Annotated in this window: 18 protein-coding genes, 1 tRNA gene and 1 other annotated feature; of the genes, 2 read left to right on the plus strand and 17 right to left on the minus strand. The window is 41.0% G+C overall.

The window, feature by feature from the left end:
- Window positions 1-18 precede the first annotated feature (18 nt).
- The 6 genes from leuB to ilvE form a co-directional block, all read right to left on the minus strand.
- Complete coding sequence (gene leuB, locus MKY18_RS12635; protein WP_342497532.1) at window positions 19-1116, minus strand: 3-isopropylmalate dehydrogenase; 1098 nt, start codon at window positions 1114-1116, stop codon at window positions 19-21.
- Between the two features lie 18 nt (window positions 1117-1134).
- A complete protein-coding gene (locus tag MKY18_RS12640) occupies window positions 1135-2688 on the minus strand; it encodes a 2-isopropylmalate synthase (protein WP_113767514.1) in 1554 nt (517 codons plus the stop codon).
- A complete protein-coding gene (gene ilvC / locus MKY18_RS12645) occupies window positions 2675-3703 on the minus strand; it encodes a ketol-acid reductoisomerase (RefSeq protein ID WP_044139977.1) in 1029 nt (342 codons plus the stop codon). Before ilvC ends, MKY18_RS12640 begins: the two co-directional genes overlap by 14 nt.
- An 18-nt stretch (window positions 3704-3721) precedes the next feature.
- Entirely contained in the window at window positions 3722-4240 is a 519-nt protein-coding gene (gene ilvN / locus MKY18_RS12650; RefSeq protein WP_003216637.1) for an acetolactate synthase small subunit, read from the minus strand.
- Complete coding sequence (gene ilvB, locus MKY18_RS12655; RefSeq protein ID WP_044139976.1) at window positions 4237-5961, minus strand: acetolactate synthase large subunit; 1725 nt, start codon at window positions 5959-5961, stop codon at window positions 4237-4239. Before ilvB ends, ilvN begins: the two co-directional genes overlap by 4 nt.
- A 121-nt stretch (window positions 5962-6082) precedes the next feature.
- Window positions 6083-6329 (minus strand) — a binding site (T-box leader).
- An 8-nt stretch (window positions 6330-6337) separates the two neighbouring features.
- Window positions 6338-7252 carry a branched-chain-amino-acid transaminase gene (gene ilvE / locus MKY18_RS12660; RefSeq protein ID WP_065098545.1) on the minus strand — a complete coding sequence of 305 codons (915 nt, stop codon included), beginning with the start codon at window positions 7250-7252 and terminating at the stop codon, window positions 6338-6340.
- Window positions 7253-7684: 432 nt separating this feature from the next.
- On the opposite strand from ilvE, the gene MKY18_RS12665 reads away from it, so the two are divergent.
- Window positions 7685-8728: a lactonase family protein gene (locus MKY18_RS12665; RefSeq protein ID WP_268453013.1), complete on the plus strand. Its 1044-nt coding sequence runs from the start codon at window positions 7685-7687 to the stop codon at window positions 8726-8728.
- 83 nt (window positions 8729-8811) lie between these two features.
- Here MKY18_RS12665 and MKY18_RS12670 read toward each other — a convergent pair whose 3' ends face one another.
- The 9 genes from MKY18_RS12670 to MKY18_RS12710 form a co-directional block, all read right to left on the minus strand.
- A complete protein-coding gene (locus MKY18_RS12670) occupies window positions 8812-9234 on the minus strand; it encodes a YkvA family protein (RefSeq protein ID WP_268453014.1) in 423 nt (140 codons plus the stop codon).
- A 95-nt stretch (window positions 9235-9329) separates the two neighbouring features.
- On the minus strand, window positions 9330-10496 hold the full coding sequence (gene dltD, locus MKY18_RS12675) for a D-alanyl-lipoteichoic acid biosynthesis protein DltD (RefSeq protein ID WP_268453015.1): 1167 nt from the start codon (window positions 10494-10496) through the stop codon (window positions 9330-9332).
- Complete coding sequence (gene dltC, locus MKY18_RS12680) at window positions 10496-10732, minus strand: D-alanine--poly(phosphoribitol) ligase subunit 2 (RefSeq protein ID WP_003216498.1); 237 nt, start codon at window positions 10730-10732, stop codon at window positions 10496-10498. The genes dltD and dltC overlap by 1 nt, the downstream gene beginning before the upstream one ends.
- A 21-nt stretch (window positions 10733-10753) precedes the next feature.
- Entirely contained in the window at window positions 10754-11938 is a 1185-nt protein-coding gene (dltB, locus tag MKY18_RS12685) for a D-alanyl-lipoteichoic acid biosynthesis protein DltB (RefSeq protein ID WP_044139970.1), read from the minus strand.
- Entirely contained in the window at window positions 11935-13440 is a 1506-nt protein-coding gene (gene dltA, locus MKY18_RS12690; protein WP_268453016.1) for a D-alanine--poly(phosphoribitol) ligase subunit DltA, read from the minus strand. The genes dltB and dltA overlap by 4 nt, the downstream gene beginning before the upstream one ends.
- A 14-nt stretch (window positions 13441-13454) precedes the next feature.
- Window positions 13455-13604, minus strand: a complete 150-nt coding sequence (locus MKY18_RS12695; protein WP_024427820.1) for a teichoic acid D-Ala incorporation-associated protein DltX — start codon at window positions 13602-13604, stop codon at window positions 13455-13457.
- A gap of 254 nt (window positions 13605-13858) precedes the next feature.
- Window positions 13859-15139: a DUF1668 domain-containing protein gene (locus MKY18_RS12700; protein WP_268453018.1), complete on the minus strand. Its 1281-nt coding sequence runs from the start codon at window positions 15137-15139 to the stop codon at window positions 13859-13861.
- Window positions 15140-15353: 214 nt separating this feature from the next.
- The gene (locus tag MKY18_RS12705; RefSeq protein ID WP_185107096.1) at window positions 15354-15995 is read right to left on the minus strand and encodes a DUF4241 domain-containing protein; all 642 of its coding nucleotides are present in this window, start codon (window positions 15993-15995) and stop codon (window positions 15354-15356) included.
- Between the two features lie 336 nt (window positions 15996-16331).
- Window positions 16332-16511 carry a hypothetical protein gene (locus MKY18_RS12710; protein ID WP_113767523.1) on the minus strand — a complete coding sequence of 60 codons (180 nt, stop codon included), beginning with the start codon at window positions 16509-16511 and terminating at the stop codon, window positions 16332-16334.
- A gap of 232 nt (window positions 16512-16743) precedes the next feature.
- Between MKY18_RS12710 and MKY18_RS12715 the strand changes: the two genes are divergently transcribed.
- Window positions 16744-16926 (plus strand): hypothetical protein, encoded by a 183-nt coding sequence (locus MKY18_RS12715; RefSeq protein ID WP_113767524.1) that lies wholly within the window; start codon window positions 16744-16746, stop codon window positions 16924-16926.
- 152 nt (window positions 16927-17078) lie between these two features.
- Here MKY18_RS12715 and MKY18_RS12720 read toward each other — a convergent pair.
- Window positions 17079-17152, minus strand: a tRNA-Arg gene (locus MKY18_RS12720).
- Window positions 17153-17272: 120 nt separating this feature from the next.
- On the minus strand, window positions 17273-17797 hold the full coding sequence (locus MKY18_RS12725; protein ID WP_044139962.1) for a metallophosphoesterase: 525 nt from the start codon (window positions 17795-17797) through the stop codon (window positions 17273-17275).
- Between the last annotated feature and the right edge of the window lie 2 nt (window positions 17798-17799).

Here is a 17799-nt window from a genome sequence, read left to right on the forward strand (position 1 = left end):
AATTCCACAAGATTCTATTTATACAATTGTTTTCACGCGCTGCTTAAGTGCGTCTACAACTGCATGAGTGATGTCTTCAGTTGTTTGATACGTTCCCTCTTTTGTCGATAAATCCTTTGTTCTTTTGCCAGAGGCAAGAACAACTTCCACAGCTTCTTCTATGGCAGCCGCTTCTTCTTCTAACGCAAAGGATGTTCTAAGCAAGCTTGCTGCCGACAAAATAGTTGCCAGAGGGTTTGCGACGTTTTGCCCCGCAATATCGGGTGCTGATCCATGAATCGGCTCATATAAATGGAGGCCGGTGCTTGATAGACTAGCAGATGGTAGCATACCGAGTGATCCAGTAATCATTGAAGCCTCGTCACTTAAAATGTCACCAAACATATTCTCTGTCACAATGACATCAAATTGTGCAGGCTTATAAATCAGCTGCATGGCGGCATTATCAACGAGCATGTGCTCAAATTCAACGTCTGGATATTGAGAAGCCACTTCTTCTACCGCATCCCGCCATAGTTTACTAGAAGCCAGAACATTCGCTTTATCCACAGACGTTACTTTTTTCCGTCTCGTTAACGCCATGTCGAATGCTTCTTTTAATACACGGACAATCTCTTCCTTTGTATAAAGAAGCGTATCAACCGCAGCTTCTTTTCCTTCTTCATCTGTGTAGCGTTCGCTTGGTTCACCAAAATAGAGACCGCCTGTTAATTCACGAACGATGACAAAATCGACTCCGTTAATGTGATCCTGTTTTAGCGGTGACGCCTCGCTTAAGCTATCGAACACTTTAACAGGACGGATGTTGGCAAATAAGTCCAATTGTTTACGAATGGCGAGCAAGCCTTTTTCCGGACGAAGCTCTGGTGGGTTTTGGTCCCATTTTGGTCCGCCGACTGCTCCTAATAAAATCGCATCAGCGCTCTTGCATACATCAACCGTTTCTGTTGGGAGCGGATTGTTTTTTTCATCTATTGCGATACCACCAATGAGCGCCGTTTCGAATTCGAATTCGTGCCTAAATTGAGCCTCTGTCTCTTTGAGGACAGCGACCGCTGATGTCACAACTTCCGGTCCGATTCCATCGCCGGGCAAAAGTGCAATTTTCTTTTTCATGAGGACCTACCTCCTTTCCTATGAGATCGCGTGATGTTTCTCAATTTCAATGAGATTTGATTTAAAGATTAAATGCCTGTTTACTGCATTGACGTAGGCTTTCGCTGATGCTTCCAGCACATCTTGCGCCACACCGCGTCCTGCTGTTTCTTTTCCTTCTATTGAAACAGTGACATATACTTCGGCTAGTGCATCTCTGCCTTTTCCATTTGATTGAATACGGTAGTCTAGCAAATGAATTCTTTCCTCCATACAGCGCTCCAGCGTGTTGTACACAGCTTCTACACTGCCTGCGCCTGTAGCTGCTTCTTGAATGACTTCTTGCGTTTCTTGATTTTTCAAAGAGACCGTTGCTGTCGGCATCTGTTCTGTTCCATAATGCACTTGAAGACTTTCAAATTCGTAGCCAATTTTTCGGTCTGCTACTTTTTCTTCCAATATAATAGAAATCAAATCATCATCTGTGATTTCTTTTTTCTTCTCTGTCAAGTTCTTGAAGGTTTCGAAGAACTTATTGATTTCTTCTTCTGTTAGTTTAAAACCTAGCGTTTTCATGCGGTCTTTAAACGCATGTCTTCCGGAGTGTTTCCCAAGGACAAGTACGTCTGTTGTCACACCGACAAGCTCTGGAGAAATGATTTCATAGGTTGTTTTTTCTTTGAGGAAACCATCTTGGTGGATACCTGATTCATGTGCAAAAGCGTTGTTGCCAACGACTGCTTTATTACGCGGTACAATCATTCCTGAGTATTTGCTCACTACATCACTTGTACGCTTAATTTCATTCAATTGAATCGTTGATTCGACCTTGTAGAAGTCTTTTCGAATATGAAGAGCGACTGCAATTTCTTCTAATGCGGCATTTCCTGCACGTTCTCCAATTCCGTTAACAGCCGTTTCAATTTGATTTGCTCCATTTTCAATGGCTGCAAGTGAGTTTGCTACAGCCATTCCTAGATCATCATGACAGTGAGCAGACAAGTTGACGCGGTCGATATTTGGAACGTGTTCCTTCATATATTTAAAAATATTGCCATACTCTTTTGGCGCTAGATATCCAACTGTATCTGGCAAGTTAATGACACTCGCTCCAGCGTCGATGACCTTCTCTACAATTTCTGCTAAGAAAGCAAGATCTGTACGGCACGCATCTTCTGCTGACCACTGGACAACTGGAAAACGTTCTTTCGCGTATTTCACCATGGAGACAGCCTGTTCTACGACTTCTTCACGTGTTTTCTTTAGTTTATGCTCCAAGTGAATATCAGAAGTAGCAATAAAGATATGAATTCTTGGTTCCACTCCATCTTTTAATGCTTCCCATGCAGCATCAATGTCACCTTTTACACATCTCGCAAGACCAGCAACTGAACAGTTTTTGATCGTTCTAGCAATTTCTTGTACGCCTAAGAAATCCCCTCGGGATGAAGCGGGAAAACCCGCTTCAATGATATTAACCCCAAGGCGCTCAAGCTGCTTTGCAATGATTAGCTTTTCTTGTGCATTTAAGTTCACTCCTGGTGATTGTTCTCCATCTCGAAGTGTTGTGTCAAAAAAATTAATTTTCCGCACCGACGCTCACCGCTTCCTTTTTCTTTCCTTGTTTGACGAAAGGCATCATTTCACGAAGCTTTCTTCCGACGATTTCAATTTGGTGCTCATTTTCATTAGCATTGATCGCATTGAAACGTGGACGATTCACTTGGTTTTCAACAATCCATTCTTTTGCAAATGTTCCGTTTTGGATATCAGTCAAGACAGCTTTCATCGATTCTTTTACGTTTGCATCCACAACGCGTGGTCCTGATACGAAGTCACCCCATTGTGCTGTATCAGAGATTGAATATCTCATGCCTTCTAATCCTTCTTCGTACATAAGGTCAACGATCAGTTTCAGTTCATGTAGACACTCGAAGTATGCAAGCTCTGGCTGATAACCTGCTTCTGTTAATGTTTCAAATCCTGCTTTTACTAGTGAAGTAAGACCCCCGCAAAGGACTGCTTGCTCACCGAATAGATCCGTTTCCGTTTCTTCTTTAAATGTTGTTTCAAGAACGCCCGCTCTTGCTCCGCCGATTGCTTTTGCATAAGCAAGTGCTTTGTCTTTCGCTTGACCAGATACATCTTGATAGATAGCAAATAGTGCAGGTACACCAGCGCCTTGCTCATATGTTCTTCTCACAAGATGTCCTGGACCTTTTGGAGCCACAAGATACACATCTACGTCACTAGGAGGAACAATTTGATGGAAGTGAACATTGAATCCGTGTGCGAAAACAAGTGAGTTGCCTGCTTCTAATTGATCTTTGATTTCTTCGTCATATACTTTCTTTTGCTGCTCATCTGGTAGTAGTACCATCACGACATCTGCTTGTGCTACTGCTTCTTTTACTGTGAATACTTGATGGCCGTCTTCTTGTGCTTTTGTATAAGATCCGCCTTTTCTCACGCCGACGATGACATCTACGCCGCTCTCTTTTAAGTTCAATGCATGTGCATGACCTTGTGATCCATATCCAATGATGGCAACCTTTTGACCATTTAATACGTTTTCTTGAATATCACCGTTATAATATACTTTTACCATTTGACTCTCTCCTTTTGTTTAGACAATTGAAATTGTTTTATTTTGTTGCGGCTTTTGCTGATTATCTCTCGCAAAGGCCGTGGTGCCAGTTCTGGCGACTTCTTTAATGCCGTATGGCTTAAGTAATTCAATGAGTGCTTCAATTTTTGAAGACTCACCTGTCACCTGAATGACGACACTCTCTCTGCTCACATCTACAATAGAAGCTCTAAACGGTTCAATGACCCCTGTGATCTCCATTCTAGATGCTGGTGCAGAAACGACTTTTATCAAAGCCAGCTCTCGCTGAACGATTGATTGGTTTGTAATGTCTGTTACTTTGAGAACATCAATTTGTTTGTTCAACTGTTTTGTCAGCTGTTCGATGTCTTTCTCTTGGTCTACATGGACGACGAACGTGATGCGTGATACATCTTGAATCTCAGAATGGCCGACCGTAATGCTTTCAATGTTGTAGTGTCGTTTGGTAAAAAGGCCAGTGATTCGGTTCAGTACGCCTGATCGATTTAATACAGTCAACACAATAATTCTTTTCAAGGTTTCACCCCCACCATCTCATGAAGTCCTTTCCCCGGTGCTACCATCGGGAATACTTTTTCATCTCTCGCTACATTGACATCGATGAAAACAGGCTCTCTAGAGGTTAGCGCTTCTTCAAGCTTTTCTTTCGCCTCTTCGTCTGATGAGATTCTGATTCCTTTAATGCCATAAGCTTCAGATAATTTAACGAAGTCTGGCTGCTCTGAAAATTTAGAATATGAGTAGCGTTCTTCGTAGAAAATTTCTTGCCATTGTCTTACCATTCCAAGGCTGTGATTATTTAGAACAATCACTTTCACTGGAAGGTTCAGCTCACGGATAACGGCAAGTTCTTGCAGGGTCATTTGGAAACCTCCGTCTCCTAAAATCGCCACAACCGTTGCCTCTTGATCAGCCAGCTGAGCGCCAATGGCTGCCGGTAAACCGAAGCCCATCGTACCAAGGCCCCCAGATGTGACCCACTTATCTGCATTTTCAAATGGGTAGAACTGCGCTGCCCACATTTGATGCTGTCCAACATCAGTTGCCACAATGGCTTCACCTTTTGTGAATTGATGAATGTATTCAATCAGCTTTTGAGGTTTAAAGCCCTCTGCTTCGTTTTCAACGTACCAGAGTGGATATTCTTCCTTCCACTGATCTAGTTGGTTTTTCCATTCGTCTGACTCTCCTTGCTTCCCGTCTTGCTTAATCAACTCTTCAAGGACTAGCTTACTGTCTCCAACAACCGGGATATGAGTATGAATGTTCTTGCCAATTTCTGCTGGGTCGATATCGATATGTGCTACCTTCGCATGTTTCGCAAAGTGATTGAGATTGCCAGTTACCCTGTCATCGAATCTCGCACCGATTGAAATGAGCAAATCACATTGATGAAGAGCCATGTTCGCCGCATATGTGCCATGCATACCAGCCATCCCTAGGAAAAGAGGATGCTTTGCCGGAAAGCCGCCAAGTCCTAGCAGTGTATGAGCGACTGGGATTTGCTGCTGCTCTACATACTGCCTTAATTCTTCAGATGCTTTGCCATGAAGAACGCCAGCTCCTGCTAGAATGACCGGTTTCTTCGCTCTACTGACAGCTTCTACTAATTTGCGAATTTGCAAATAGTTCGGCTCCACTTTTGGCTGATAACCAGGTAAATCGATTGGCTGATCGTATTCAAACGTTCCTTCAATACCTGCCACATCTTTTGGAATATCAATCAAGACTGGACCAGGTCTCCCTGTCGTTGCGATGTGGAACGCTTCTTTAATGACACCTGGTAATTCCTCTGGATTTCTCACCTGATAGCTGTGCTTTGTGATAGGCATTGTGATGCCGAGCACATCTGCTTCCTGGAAAGCGTCTGATCCAATAACTGAGGTTGCCACCTGCCCGGTGAAGACAACAAGAGGAAGTGAATCAATCATTGCATCTGCAATTCCTGTGACAAGGTTTGTCGCTCCAGGTCCTGATGTTGCAATGACAACACCCGGCTTGCCAGATACTCTAGCGTATCCTTCTGCCGCATGAATCGCTCCCTGTTCATGTCTTGGCAGGACATGAAATAAACCAGAATCATAAATTTTATCGTAGATCGGTAAAACCGCTCCGCCTGGATATCCGAAAATGACTTCTACTTTTTCTCTTTTAAGTGCTTCAATTAGCATGAGTGCACCGTTCATCGTTTGTGGTGCTTTAGATGTTTCCGTCTCCACTTGTACATTTGTCCCCATTTGTTTTCCTCCTCTTTGTCTTGCTTCAGTCAAGTTTTTTCACCCTTTTCTATTCAAGATCGTGATTTTAACCATATAAAAAAGCCTTCTCACCCCACAATGACACTACTTTTCACTAGGTCAAAGGGGCGAAAAAGCTTTGTTTTTCGCGGTACCACCCTTGTTCACGGCAACATCTGCTGCCGTCTCATGGACATCTTTCATCCATTTTGGTAACGAGTGAGCAATGTCACTCGGTCTGCCCTACTATCAATTCAAGCAGACACTCAGAGGTGAGTTCATTTTAGAAAGTAACACCGGTTTCCAGCTACCACCGGCTCTCTGTAGATACTGACTCTAAAACTACTAGTCCTCTTCAACGTTTATCGATATCTATTTAGCTTGCGTGAATGTTTTCATCTGTAAAAACGACTTTTTCTCCCTCTTCAACTACTCGATTGCGGAATTGTTCAAGAAGTTTGTTTGTGTGGATCCCAGGTTTTCCTTCACCGATTGTACGGCCGTCAACCTTTACAACGGCGATCACTTCGGCTGCGGTTCCTGTTAGAAAAGCTTCTTCTGCTGTATACACATCGTGCCTTGTGAATGGTTCTTCTTTCACTTCGTAGCCTAAGTCTTCTGCAATCTCCATGATGGCATTTCTTGTGATGCCTTCAAGAGCGCCGATATAACCTGGCGGTGTATAGAGCTTACCTTTTTTATAAATAAACACATTGTCTGCAGAACCTTCTGCCACGTACCCTTGATCGTTCAGCATCAGCGCTTCACTCACACCGGCCATATGGGCTTCGATTCGGACAAGGATGTTATTCAAATAATTTAATGATTTCACTTTTGGACTCAGTACATCGGGACGATTTCGTCTCGTCGGTACCGTCACAATGTCAATCCCTGTTTCATATAGGTGCTTTGGAAAGATGGCCAGCGGCTCTACAATGATCACTGTGTTGGCTCTCCCGCAGTTGTTTGGATCTAAACCAAGATCACCAGCTCCTCTTGAGACAACAAGACGGATATAGGCATCCTTTAGGCCGTTCCTTTCAACTGTATGAATCATTTTTTCCGTGAGTTCCTCAAGTGAATATGGAATGTTCAGCATAATCGATCTGGCGGAATCATACAGGCGGTCTAAATGTTCTTTCATTCGAAAGATATTTCCGTTATACACGCGTATCCCTTCGAACACACCGTCACCGTATAAGAAGCCATGATCATAAACTGAAATCTTCGCATCCTCTTTTTTCACGAGTTCATCGTTTAAAAAGATCCACTGTTCCTTTTGGTCTTCCATTTTCAGTGAGCACCCTCTCTTTCAAACAAAAAGTAGTTGAATTTTCAGACATTTTATATTGAAGCGTCTCACGCTTGCTCTGCGTGTTTGTTTAGCTTTTGTTGAACCCATCTTACGCCGCTTTCCATACAGTGTCAACAGCATTTTTAAAATTATTAGACAATTTAGACTAATCAAAATTAAATGTATACGCTTACACCTTTGCTAGACAAGGAATGAAAAAACTTAAATTTTTTTGTATTTTTTCTTCAATTTATTTACTTTACCTGAACGCTTTTCATTTGAGAAAACGTTTGTCATATTTTTTCACATCTTTTTTAATGTATACTGGTAGATTCCAACGCTTTTGATTTTCTTTCGTCATGCCTTTCTAAAGCGTTTTCCTATGAATTTATGATAGAATGAGAGCATCTTATAGAAGGAGGGCAATACATGGCTAACATCAGAGGTTATATCGGAACGTATACAAAGGGAGACAGTAAAGGCATTTATACTTTTACATTAAATACAGACAAACAGCAGATTGAGAAAGTAGAAGTAGCTGCTGAACTTGAAAATCCTACATATTTAACCGTCTCAGATTCTCAAAAATTTGTGTATGCTGTTGTGAAAGAAGGATCACAGGGCGGCGTAGCTGCTTATCAAATCGATGCAGAAACCGGCACACTTCGTTTCATCAACCAAGAACTTGCCGAAGGCGCTTCTCCTTGTCACGTCAGCGTGGACAGTCAAACAAAAACAGCTTTTACAGCAAACTATCATAAAGGAACAGCAGAGATGTATGAAATCGATTCTGAAAATGGCTCAGTAATCCGCACGCTGTCACAGGCGCAGCATGAAGGAACTGGCCCTAATGAAGATCGTCAGGAAAAACCGCACACTCACTTTATGGGTCTGACACCAGATGAACAATTTGCAGTGGCTGTTGACCTTGGGACAGATGGCATTTATACGTATAAGAAAGAAGACGGCAAACTTGAGCTAGCTCATACATTTGAAACAAAACCAGGCACCGGGCCTCGTCATATCACATTCCATCCAACGAAACCTGTGGCATATGTGATGACAGAGCTAAGCTCAGAGGTGATTGTGCTTCGTTACTTTGAAGATGGTCATTTCGAAGAGATCCAAACGATCGCAACCATTCCAAGCGACTTTGCAGAGAACAATCAAGGCAGTGCCATTCACGTCTCTTCAGACGGCCAATTTGTTTATGCAGGAAATCGCGGACATGACAGCATTGCGATTTTTAAAGCAGAGGCTGACGGCCAATTAAGTCTTGTCGAGATTGCTTCATCTGAAGGAAACTGGCCTAGAGACTTTGTGCTTGATCCAACTGAAGAATTCCTCGTCGGTTCAAACCAAGAATCTAGCAACCTAGTGTTATACAAACGCGACAAAGAAACAGGACGACTCACTGTCTTACAATCAGACATCTCAGTGCCTCATCCAGTTTGCGTGAAATTTTTAGGGTAATGGAAAAAAGCCTCCAGCTGTGGAGGCTTCATATTGTTGACAAAGGGCTAAAATGATCTTGATTTTAGCCCTTTGTCTTCTTTTCAGTGTGTAGACGGCATCCCGCCATCTTCAAGCTTTTGATCAATCAGAGACGTATCGGTTTTTTCACCGAACCATTTTGACAGCCTGTCCCTCGCTCTACCTTTCACATCATCATCAATGTACAACGCTACTTGGAGCAGAGCAAATGTGATCGCTCCTAAATCATCTGTATAGCCGACACCAATCAATGTATCAGGAATGAGGTCAATTGGAAGGATAAAGTATCCAAGCGCCCCAATAATAAGGGTCTTCGCTTTGACAGGTACTTCAGGTTTTTGCAATGTATAGTAAAGTAATAGCACAGCATAGACAAGAGAGACACCAGCTTTTTGTGCCGTCTTTTTTAACTTTTTCCAAAAGGCATGATCATTAAAATGCTTTTTCGAACGCTTTAATAGTTCCTTTTTCTCAGAACGATTCATCATATCGCCTCCATTTACAGCATAGCCCTTTTCCCTTCTTTATACAAGATATCCGCCGATTCGACAAACAAAAAGCAGCAGAAAGCTGCTGCATTCTACTGCTCTTTGTAAAACTTTTCGATTGCCTTATCGATGTACACCCATCCTTTATAAGACACGTGAATCGTATCTTTAAAGAAGTAAGGATCGTACTCATGCTTAGTCAAATCTGCGACTTCATACCCGTTATCACGTATTTGACGATTGATTTTCTCATAATACTCTGTACGTCCCTCTTTTGGAAAACCGGTATAATCATACCATTTTCCGTTGACAGGAATCGTCACAAACAAAGGCTTTGCCCCTGCCTGTTTTAAAATATCCAGCATGATTTGAAAATCTTTGTATTCTGGTGATTCCGCATAAGAGTGGTCTTCACGAGAATCTTTCATCTTTTTCATAATCGGTTTCAGCTTGCGCTCAAACAGTTTTTGATTAATATAAAACGGGTTGTCCCCTGCTCTTTTCGCACCAAAAACGCTCGCTTCTTTTTCAAGCTCAGTCCATGTTTTTCCTTTGACTGACGGAGACGGTTGAAGCTTACGCTCTTTCCCTGATCCAATTGTATAGTACATGTCTTTCTTTTGAAGCATGCCATAATACATTTTTGCAATAGGAGAAATCGCGCCATAAGCGAATTTGTTCCCAGAAAGCTCTGCTTTAAAAAGCTCTGTGATGACCATGTCGTTCTTAACTGCTTTAAACGTCATGATTCTCTTGATCAGTTCTTTTTTCACAGTTGGATCAATTTCTTTATTATAAGCGAGATTCAGCGCTTGAAGCGCTGAATAGTTCGGTGCAAAGTGATTTTCGTCAGATCCCCATTTTACAAACCACTGCGGGGACACGATAAATACAAGCTTCTTCCCTTTTAACTCATCCATATGAGCAGCAAAGTTCATCGCATGAATTAATGATTGCGATCCACCTTTTCCAATAAGATAAGGTGTAAACCCTTGAGGATTCTCATGAAAGAAATTCGAAGGGTGATATGGATCAAAACGTGATAGTTCAGAGGATCCATAGATCGGCAAATAAGTTGGATCTTTTAGCATTTCATCTTGTAAATATAGCCCTTGGAACATCCCCGGATCTAATTCTGTGGCTGACTTTTGTAATTTGTCTTTTGGGATCAGATGTGAGAGCCATGCATTTGGTACAAGAAGAACACAAATGAATAGAACAGCCGCTAAAATAAGCGGCCCAAAAAAACGCTTTTTCATTACTTCATCTCTGCCAGCTGCTCAGCAATGTGATTCGGCGTATCCCACACATCACGATCAAACTCTGTAATCGGAACAGTAATTCCAAGTTGACTTTCGATGGCCATAAGCAGTTCTACTGTACCAAATGAATCGAGAAGACCCTCGTCAAAAATTGCAATCTCTGGATTTTCTTTCACAACGTCGTCCTGACAAACCTCTGCAATAATACCGTATACTTGATTTTTAAATTCCATAATTTTCTACTCCCTTAATAATTAATGATGAAATGGTTTTCCTGAAAAAATATAAAATCCGAAACAAATCACATGGAATGTAATAATGATCGACACAACCATTGTGACCTTATTATCCGGCCACCACTTGTGTTTTTTATTCCATTTCTCGAATAAATTGTAACCGGACATCACAACTGCGTGATATAGTCCGTAAATAATATATTGAAGTGCTAGACCATGCCAAGCACCCATCAATAGAAAGAGGACAAAGTACCCAATATTTGATACAGCCATACGGTTCTTGATCCACTTCTTTTTTGTCATAAAGAACACAAATCTCATAAACACGTAGTCTCTGAACCAGAAGGACAAGGACATGTGCCAGCGATTCCAGAAGTCTTTAATGTTCCGGCTGATAAACGGTTTGTTAAAGTTTTCTGGTGATTTAATGCCCATCATATAACTCACACCAACAGCAAATGCTGTATAACCAGCAAAGTCAAAGAACAAATACATACTGTACGCATACATATACGTTAACTGTTGAACAAAGTGACTGCTGCTAATGTGATGAATATTCATCAGAATATACGTGTGAATCAGATAACCAATAATGAACTTATATAAGAAGCCGATAAAAATTTTATGCATACCGGCGTATAGAAGATCACTGTACGCTTCCTTTTCAGGCGGCGTATCCATATCCTTTTCAAACCGGCGGTAACGATCAATCGGACCTGATGAAATCGTCGGGAAAAAGACAATGAAATAGACCAAACGGTGAATCGGAATTTTCTTCTTAATCAAGCCGTCTCTTGTCTCGATAATTAACTGAACACCTTTAAATGTTAAGTACGAGATCCCTAAAAAGCTCAGCCAGTTCATTGGCGGCGGTTGATGCGGCTGATGAGTTAAAAAGAACGGTAAAACCTTTGATAGTACAAGCGGCAAAATCGATGCCACCACTGCCATATAGAAGACAGACGCTTGATTTGCTTTCAACCGGTACGAAAGGTACAAGCGGATGATCAAGACTTGCCACACTGTAAATAAGAAAAGAAGAAGCGCGCCATGTGCATCCTTTGAGAAAATAAGCGCGAGTGCCACAACCGTTGCAAACATGTTGTAGCCCTGCATTCTTTTGCCGCGAAGACCAAGAATGATCGTCGGCAAAAGAAGAACACCAATTAGAATGAAGAAAAAGAATGAACTAAACGGAATCATAGAAGAACCTCTTTCGCGATTCTTTTACGGTCAACCTTCCCGTTTGGCGTCATGTACAGCTGCTCAAGATAGATAAACTTTCTTGGAATCATGTACGCGGGCAGTGAATCCGCCATTTCTTTCTTAATTGCACTTGTCAGCTGATATTCTTTTTCAAAAGAATGCGCTGCTGGAACAATGGCTGCAATTAAGTACTCCACATGACCGTTTGGCTGGAACGGCACAATCACACAAGCATTGACATACGTTGTCTCGCTCACATGATATTCAATTTCTTCAAGCTCCATTCGGTATCCGTGCAGCTTAATTTGATAGTCCAGACGACCGTGGCACGTAATCAAACCATCCTGCGCCACACCTGCATCACCTGTGCGGTAAGCAGGGCGTCCTTCGTATTCAAAGAACACTTTATCCGTTAAGGCTTGTTCACCTAAGTAGCCTCTCGTGACGCTTGGCCCCACGATGACAATTTCCCCTTTTTCACCATCAGGAAGGGTCTTGCCTTCTTCATCTAAAATGACAATATCTGTATCCGGTTTGGCATAGCCGACTGGTAAAGAATCGTGCTGATCAAGAATGGCCTGCGTGACTTCAATCGTTGTGATCGCAACAGTTGCTTCAGTCGGACCATACGTATTAAAGACCTGCGCCTTTGGAAAACGCTCAAGGAGTGCACTTGCTACAGATACAGGAAGTGCCTCTCCGCAGAACATGAAAACTTTCAGCTCTGGTAAAAGCTCCCCTGTAAAGGAAGGGTCCATTAAGCACATTTGCACAAATGAAGGTGTTGATGTCCACACTTCAACGTCAGATTGACCAAGTGCTGCAAACATATCCTTCGGCTTATTCACTAGATCTTTCACTAAACAGTAAAGCGTGCCGCCTGATTGAAGCGCTGGATACAAATCCATCACTGATAAGTCAAAAGAAAATGGTGCTTGATTTAAGAACGTGCGTCCCCCGCCAATTGGGAAGTCTCGGCACATCCACTCTGTAAAGCTTTCTAAATTATTGGCTGTTACCTGAACGCCTTTCGGTTTTCCGGTACTGCCAGACGTATAAATGATGTAAAAGACATCATCCTGTTGAACCCACTGCGAGGATGGCGGTGCTTCTTTTTCAAGAGCTAAAAGAGATGCCGCACTTTTCACTTCAATATGTTCTTCTACATCTAGTACATTCTGCTCATTTGCACAAATCAACAGACTGGCTTTTGAGCTTTCAATAATTGAGACGATACGCTCAGCAGGGATTGAGATGTCGACCGGAATGTATGGTCTACCTGATTTCACACTGCCTAAGAAAGAAATGAGCATCTCTGGTTCCATATGACCGTATACAATGACAGGTGCACTGCCAGTTGCGACTACATCGATGGCACCAGCCATTTGGTCTGATAGATGCCAAAGCTCATCATATGTGATCGAAGCATGTTGAGAAACAAATGCTGGCTGTGTTGGTTTCGTTTGTTGGTATTCATGAATCGTGTGTAATAGTTTCATAGTTTAATCTCCAATTAAAAATCGTTGTAAATGAATGATCCCGTATTTGCTGTATGGAATCCGTAAATAAAGAACAATAATAGCAAAATAAGTAAGTAAAAACTTGTATATCCTATCCATTTTACAGACTTATTTTCTGATAGCTTTTTGAATAGCATATTGATAACCTCTTTTCTTTTGACACTTATAGAGACGCATGAATCATTAAAAGAGTTTCATATCAAAACATAAAAATTTTAAGAAATCATGAAAGAAAGATGTCGAATCGATAAACGTGTCTCTAGGCAAAGCTGTCTTATTGTAACAAAGATTTAATGTATTTGAAATGAAATTCCAGCTTAAATTTGCCTTAAAATTGGTGAAAGCTGTCGAATAAACGCAAAAGCCACCTAGTTTGCCTAGATGGCTTTGATTTCAATTACTTCTTATATTTATTGACTTCGAACATGAGAATGTTTTTGAACACCACATAATCCTTTTTACTTTCAAAGGGACCTTTATTGTTGTCATGCTCATCAATTTCATAAAACCCTGGTCCTTCTCCGGCATCACGCTTCTTGTACCAGGATAGGAAAGCGTTGACTTCTTTCATGGAGAGGTCATACTCTTTTTGCAAACCATTGACCATTGTGATGATGAGGAGAGCATCGCCGTCTTCATCAGTTGCACTGTCTTTTGGTGGTGTGGTTGGTTCTGGGTCTTTGTCGCCTGGATTAGTTGAACCGTCTTTTGGCGGTGTTGCTGGATCCGGGTCTTTGTCGCCTGGGGTTTCTGTATTGTTTGGAAATTCTAGATCTTTTAAAGATAAAGAGATAAAAGATTTGTAGTTTTTGTCTGCAGTCTCTGTATAATTCAAATTATAATCTCGACCGCCTAAAAGGTATAACATATCTCCAATAACTACTGATGAAGCTCCTATACGCATATTGTGGTAAGGCACATCTATTCTAACTAATTCTTCTTGTTCAGTATCATATGCAATTAAACTTCTTGTTGTACCACCTGGAAATATCATGTTATTTTTATAAGTTACACCATTCAAATAACCACTGACAAACCCTTTTTTCTTTGCAGTCCAAACTTCTTTTTTAGCGTCAAATTCAAAAACTTCACGTTTATCGTTTTTGCCAAAGATGTAAAACTTCTCATCTAATACTAGACCGATTGCTCCTTCTATTTTAACATTTAGAGGAGCTTCTTCTTTCCATGTTTGCTCAGAAAGATCATAGCTAAAAAACTCTTTTCCACCAAATACATAAATTTTATTTCCAATAACACCCGCTTGAACGTTATAAGAGCCTTTTGATTTGCTAACAAAGGGAATATCAGGTAACGTTTCCCATTCATCATTTTTTGTATCATACACCTCAAACTTATTATAAGTAAAACCCGTATGTTTTCCAGCAAGAACATATATTTTTGAACCTACTACTACTGATGCTGCTCCTCCTCTTCCAGTAGGTATGTCTTTCTTTTTAGTCCACTTATCGACAGAAGGATCATATTCTAACGTTTCATTAAACGCATTGAACCCACCAATCACATAAATTTTCCCATCCACTGCATTAGCTACAGATCCCACTCTTGCTGTGGGCAAATCAGCTAATTGATTCCATTCATCCTTAGCCGCATGTACCATTTGAACTGACTGCGTGAATGAAAGGATTACTAGCAACATCATGACGACCCATTTTTTCAAAAATAACACTCCCTTTTCATTATCTTACTTCTTCATTATCGGAGTGTTTTTTTATTTTTATAGAATAATTGATCTTTTTAAATAGAAATTAATAGAAAAAAGTATCGAAAAAGTGACTTACTAAAGAGTCGCTTAAAATAATAGGTTCAATCAAAAACTGCCTAAGTCTATAATCAAAGAACAATAAAAAAACCCATGATTCATGGGTTTCTTCTCAGTCCATTATTAAAAAATCCGTCACAAGGCAAGCGGGCTCTCCGTTTTGATCTAGCCCCCAAAAGCTTGGATACATCCCGTCGCCGAAGCCTGTTGTAAACATGGCAATGTCCACTTTGTCATGAAAACGAGTAACGAGCCAGTCCCATGTGTGCTTGTAGTTTTGCTCAAGCGCTTCTGCAAATTCCTCATAAAAATAAAAATCATTGTCCTCTTTATATCGCTTTTCCTCATAAGCTTGTAAATATAGTGCTGCCTCCGCATCCATAAAGCAGCCCATCCCCGTATTTACACCGTAGCCGAAGAACTTGTCTTCTTTCAATTGATTGAGTTCCTGCCCTGCTCTTGTGGCAAGCTCCCATTCTATTGCTTGCTCGTTTGTAAACTTAATCATTGCATAGGCTACACGTTCGTCTCCACTTTCTAACCGCTTAACCATAAGTAGAATAGGATATTTTCCCGGATGAACCTTCTTAGAAAAAGATTGGTCTCCCTCTGAAACAAAAGGATCACAGGCAACGATATGACCGCTTGTGATCTCGACATGTCCTAACTGTTTGACAAATAATTGATCACCTTCTGAGCTGCTTTTTTTCTCTCCATTTTCAAAAATTAAGTTTGTTGGATCAATTTTGTACAAGGGATCATTCCTTTCATTATTTTTCTGAGACGTTTGAGATTATGTATTTTTCAATTTCAAAGCATGATCATCCATAGAACATCCATTTCCAGTATCAACTCCATACCCTGAAAAGAATTTCCCCTGTAAATCGCTTTCTATCTGCCCATTTGATAATGCAAGCTCTCACTTATCACTCGCTTCATCTTCTCCTTCTACTATACACCTTAATTTTTTCAGTTGGAGAAAGAATATTCCCTCTTTTGAATATTTACACCTTTGTAATGTCTTTTTCATTAGTTAAAAATAAATGGAAGGTTCATTAAAAAACGCCCTTTCAATGGAGGGACTGTATTATTATCTATTTTCTTTGGAATATTTTTTTATCAATGATGCGCTAATCCTGCTTACGATATAGATCGCAACCGCTAAAATCAGCATCAACGGAAACATACTTAAACGATCATCTGCAACATAAACAATGATCCCCACAATGACAGCCACTACGATTGCCGTTAAAAAATGCTTCACCGCCATCTCACCCCTTTGTATAAATCATATACATTTTATTACACAAAAGGTTCAATTGAAATAATTTCCACAAAATCAGATATACGCAAGTCTAGATTGATTTCGCACAAGAAGAAGTGGGTTTCCTCTGTTTCGCTCTATAAGTGGGTTGCTCCCCTTTCTTATATTGTTCGTATAATCTCTATATGCTAAAATTAACTAAAATACCTAGATAATGGATCAATCAGGAGGTCATTCAGTGACACAGCAAAGCAAACCATCCAAAATGTTATTAATTACTTTACCCGGCGCTATTATTGCCCTTGTGATGATCTTAGGGAAAATTGATACACCTGTAACAAATGTTTTATTTTATATTGTGGCTTTTAGTGTTATGGGTTTAGTGGTTTCAAGCTTAATAAAGGACTACAAGAAAAATTAACTCATCCTCTAGGGAACTGTTGTTTATGCAGCTCCCTTTTTTTGTATACACTTTCAACATTCTAATTTATAGCAAAAGCTAAACTTAAATTTCAAAACAAAAAAAAGCCTGAAATCCTTGATAATAAAGGGTTTCAGGCTTTTACATTAGTACGTCCCAGGAGAGATTCGAACTCCCGACCGACGCCTTAGAAGGGCGTTGCTCTATCCAGCTGAGCTACTGGGACATGTTGTTATGTAGTGTTCTGTTGGTGAGTACCTCACCGACAAGATTTATTATATTACTATTGTTCTTTAAAGTCAACGGTTTTTCGAAAGTTTTTTCACAAGGGGCAAATGCTGCACCCTTATGAAATACCTTCCAATGTGACCGTGTTTTCGAGGTCTTGTATGACCTGACCTTCGTCTGTGAAAAACTGTACGTTCGCTTCGCTTCCATCTAGTGTCAGTATAGCGTAGCTGCGCTCTTTACGCACTCTTGGCAGGTGCACGCTGCCTGGGTTAATGAGTAGTTTACCTCTTAGCCACTCACTGCCTGGGATGTGCGAGTGGCCAAAGCAGATGATGTCTGCACCTAGCTCTTCTGCACGGTAGTAGACTTGAAGCAAGGATTGTTTGATGCCATGCAGATGTCCGTGAGTGAGAAATAGTTTTCCGCCTCCATCAAGTGGGAGCAGGAGCTCTTCTTCAAAATCGCCCATAAAGTCACAATTTCCTTTGACGACTTTGTATCCTTCGAGTGCTGGGTGGTTCGTTTCGAGTTCTGAATCTCCGCAGTGAATCATCATGTCGACTTCAGCCGCATGCCGTTTGGCAATGGTTTGAAGTTCGTCTGTGAGTCCATGACTGTCACTAATGATGAGTATCTTCATGG

The organism is Bacillus sp. FSL R7-0672, assembly GCF_038601465.1.
Classification (GTDB): Bacteria; Bacillota; Bacilli; order Bacillales; family Bacillaceae; genus Bacillus; species Bacillus pumilus.

Coding starts and splice junctions, on each gene's coding strand:
- leuB (WP_342497532.1), bottom strand. CDS start 1,116: ATGAAAAAGAAAATTGCACTTTTGCCCGGCGATGGAATCGGACCGGAA.
- ilvC (WP_044139977.1), bottom strand. CDS start 3,703: ATGGTAAAAGTATATTATAACGGTGATATTCAAGAAAACGTATTAAAT.
- ilvB (WP_044139976.1), bottom strand. CDS start 5,961: ATGGGGACAAATGTACAAGTGGAGACGGAAACATCTAAAGCACCACAA.
- ilvE (WP_065098545.1), bottom strand. CDS start 7,252: ATGGAAGACCAAAAGGAACAGTGGATCTTTTTAAACGATGAACTCGTG.
- MKY18_RS12665 (WP_268453013.1), top strand. CDS start 7,685: ATGGCTAACATCAGAGGTTATATCGGAACGTATACAAAGGGAGACAGT.
- MKY18_RS12670 (WP_268453014.1), bottom strand. CDS start 9,234: ATGAATCGTTCTGAGAAAAAGGAACTATTAAAGCGTTCGAAAAAGCAT.
- dltD (WP_268453015.1), bottom strand. CDS start 10,496: ATGAAAAAGCGTTTTTTTGGGCCGCTTATTTTAGCGGCTGTTCTATTC.
- dltC (WP_003216498.1), bottom strand. CDS start 10,732: ATGGAATTTAAAAATCAAGTATACGGTATTATTGCAGAGGTTTGTCAG.
- dltB (WP_044139970.1), bottom strand. CDS start 11,938: ATGATTCCGTTTAGTTCATTCTTTTTCTTCATTCTAATTGGTGTTCTT.
- dltA (WP_268453016.1), bottom strand. CDS start 13,440: ATGAAACTATTACACACGATTCATGAATACCAACAAACGAAACCAACA.
- MKY18_RS12710 (WP_113767523.1), bottom strand. CDS start 16,511: ATGGCGGTGAAGCATTTTTTAACGGCAATCGTAGTGGCTGTCATTGTG.
- MKY18_RS12725 (WP_044139962.1), bottom strand. CDS start 17,797: ATGAAGATACTCATCATTAGTGACAGTCATGGACTCACAGACGAACTT.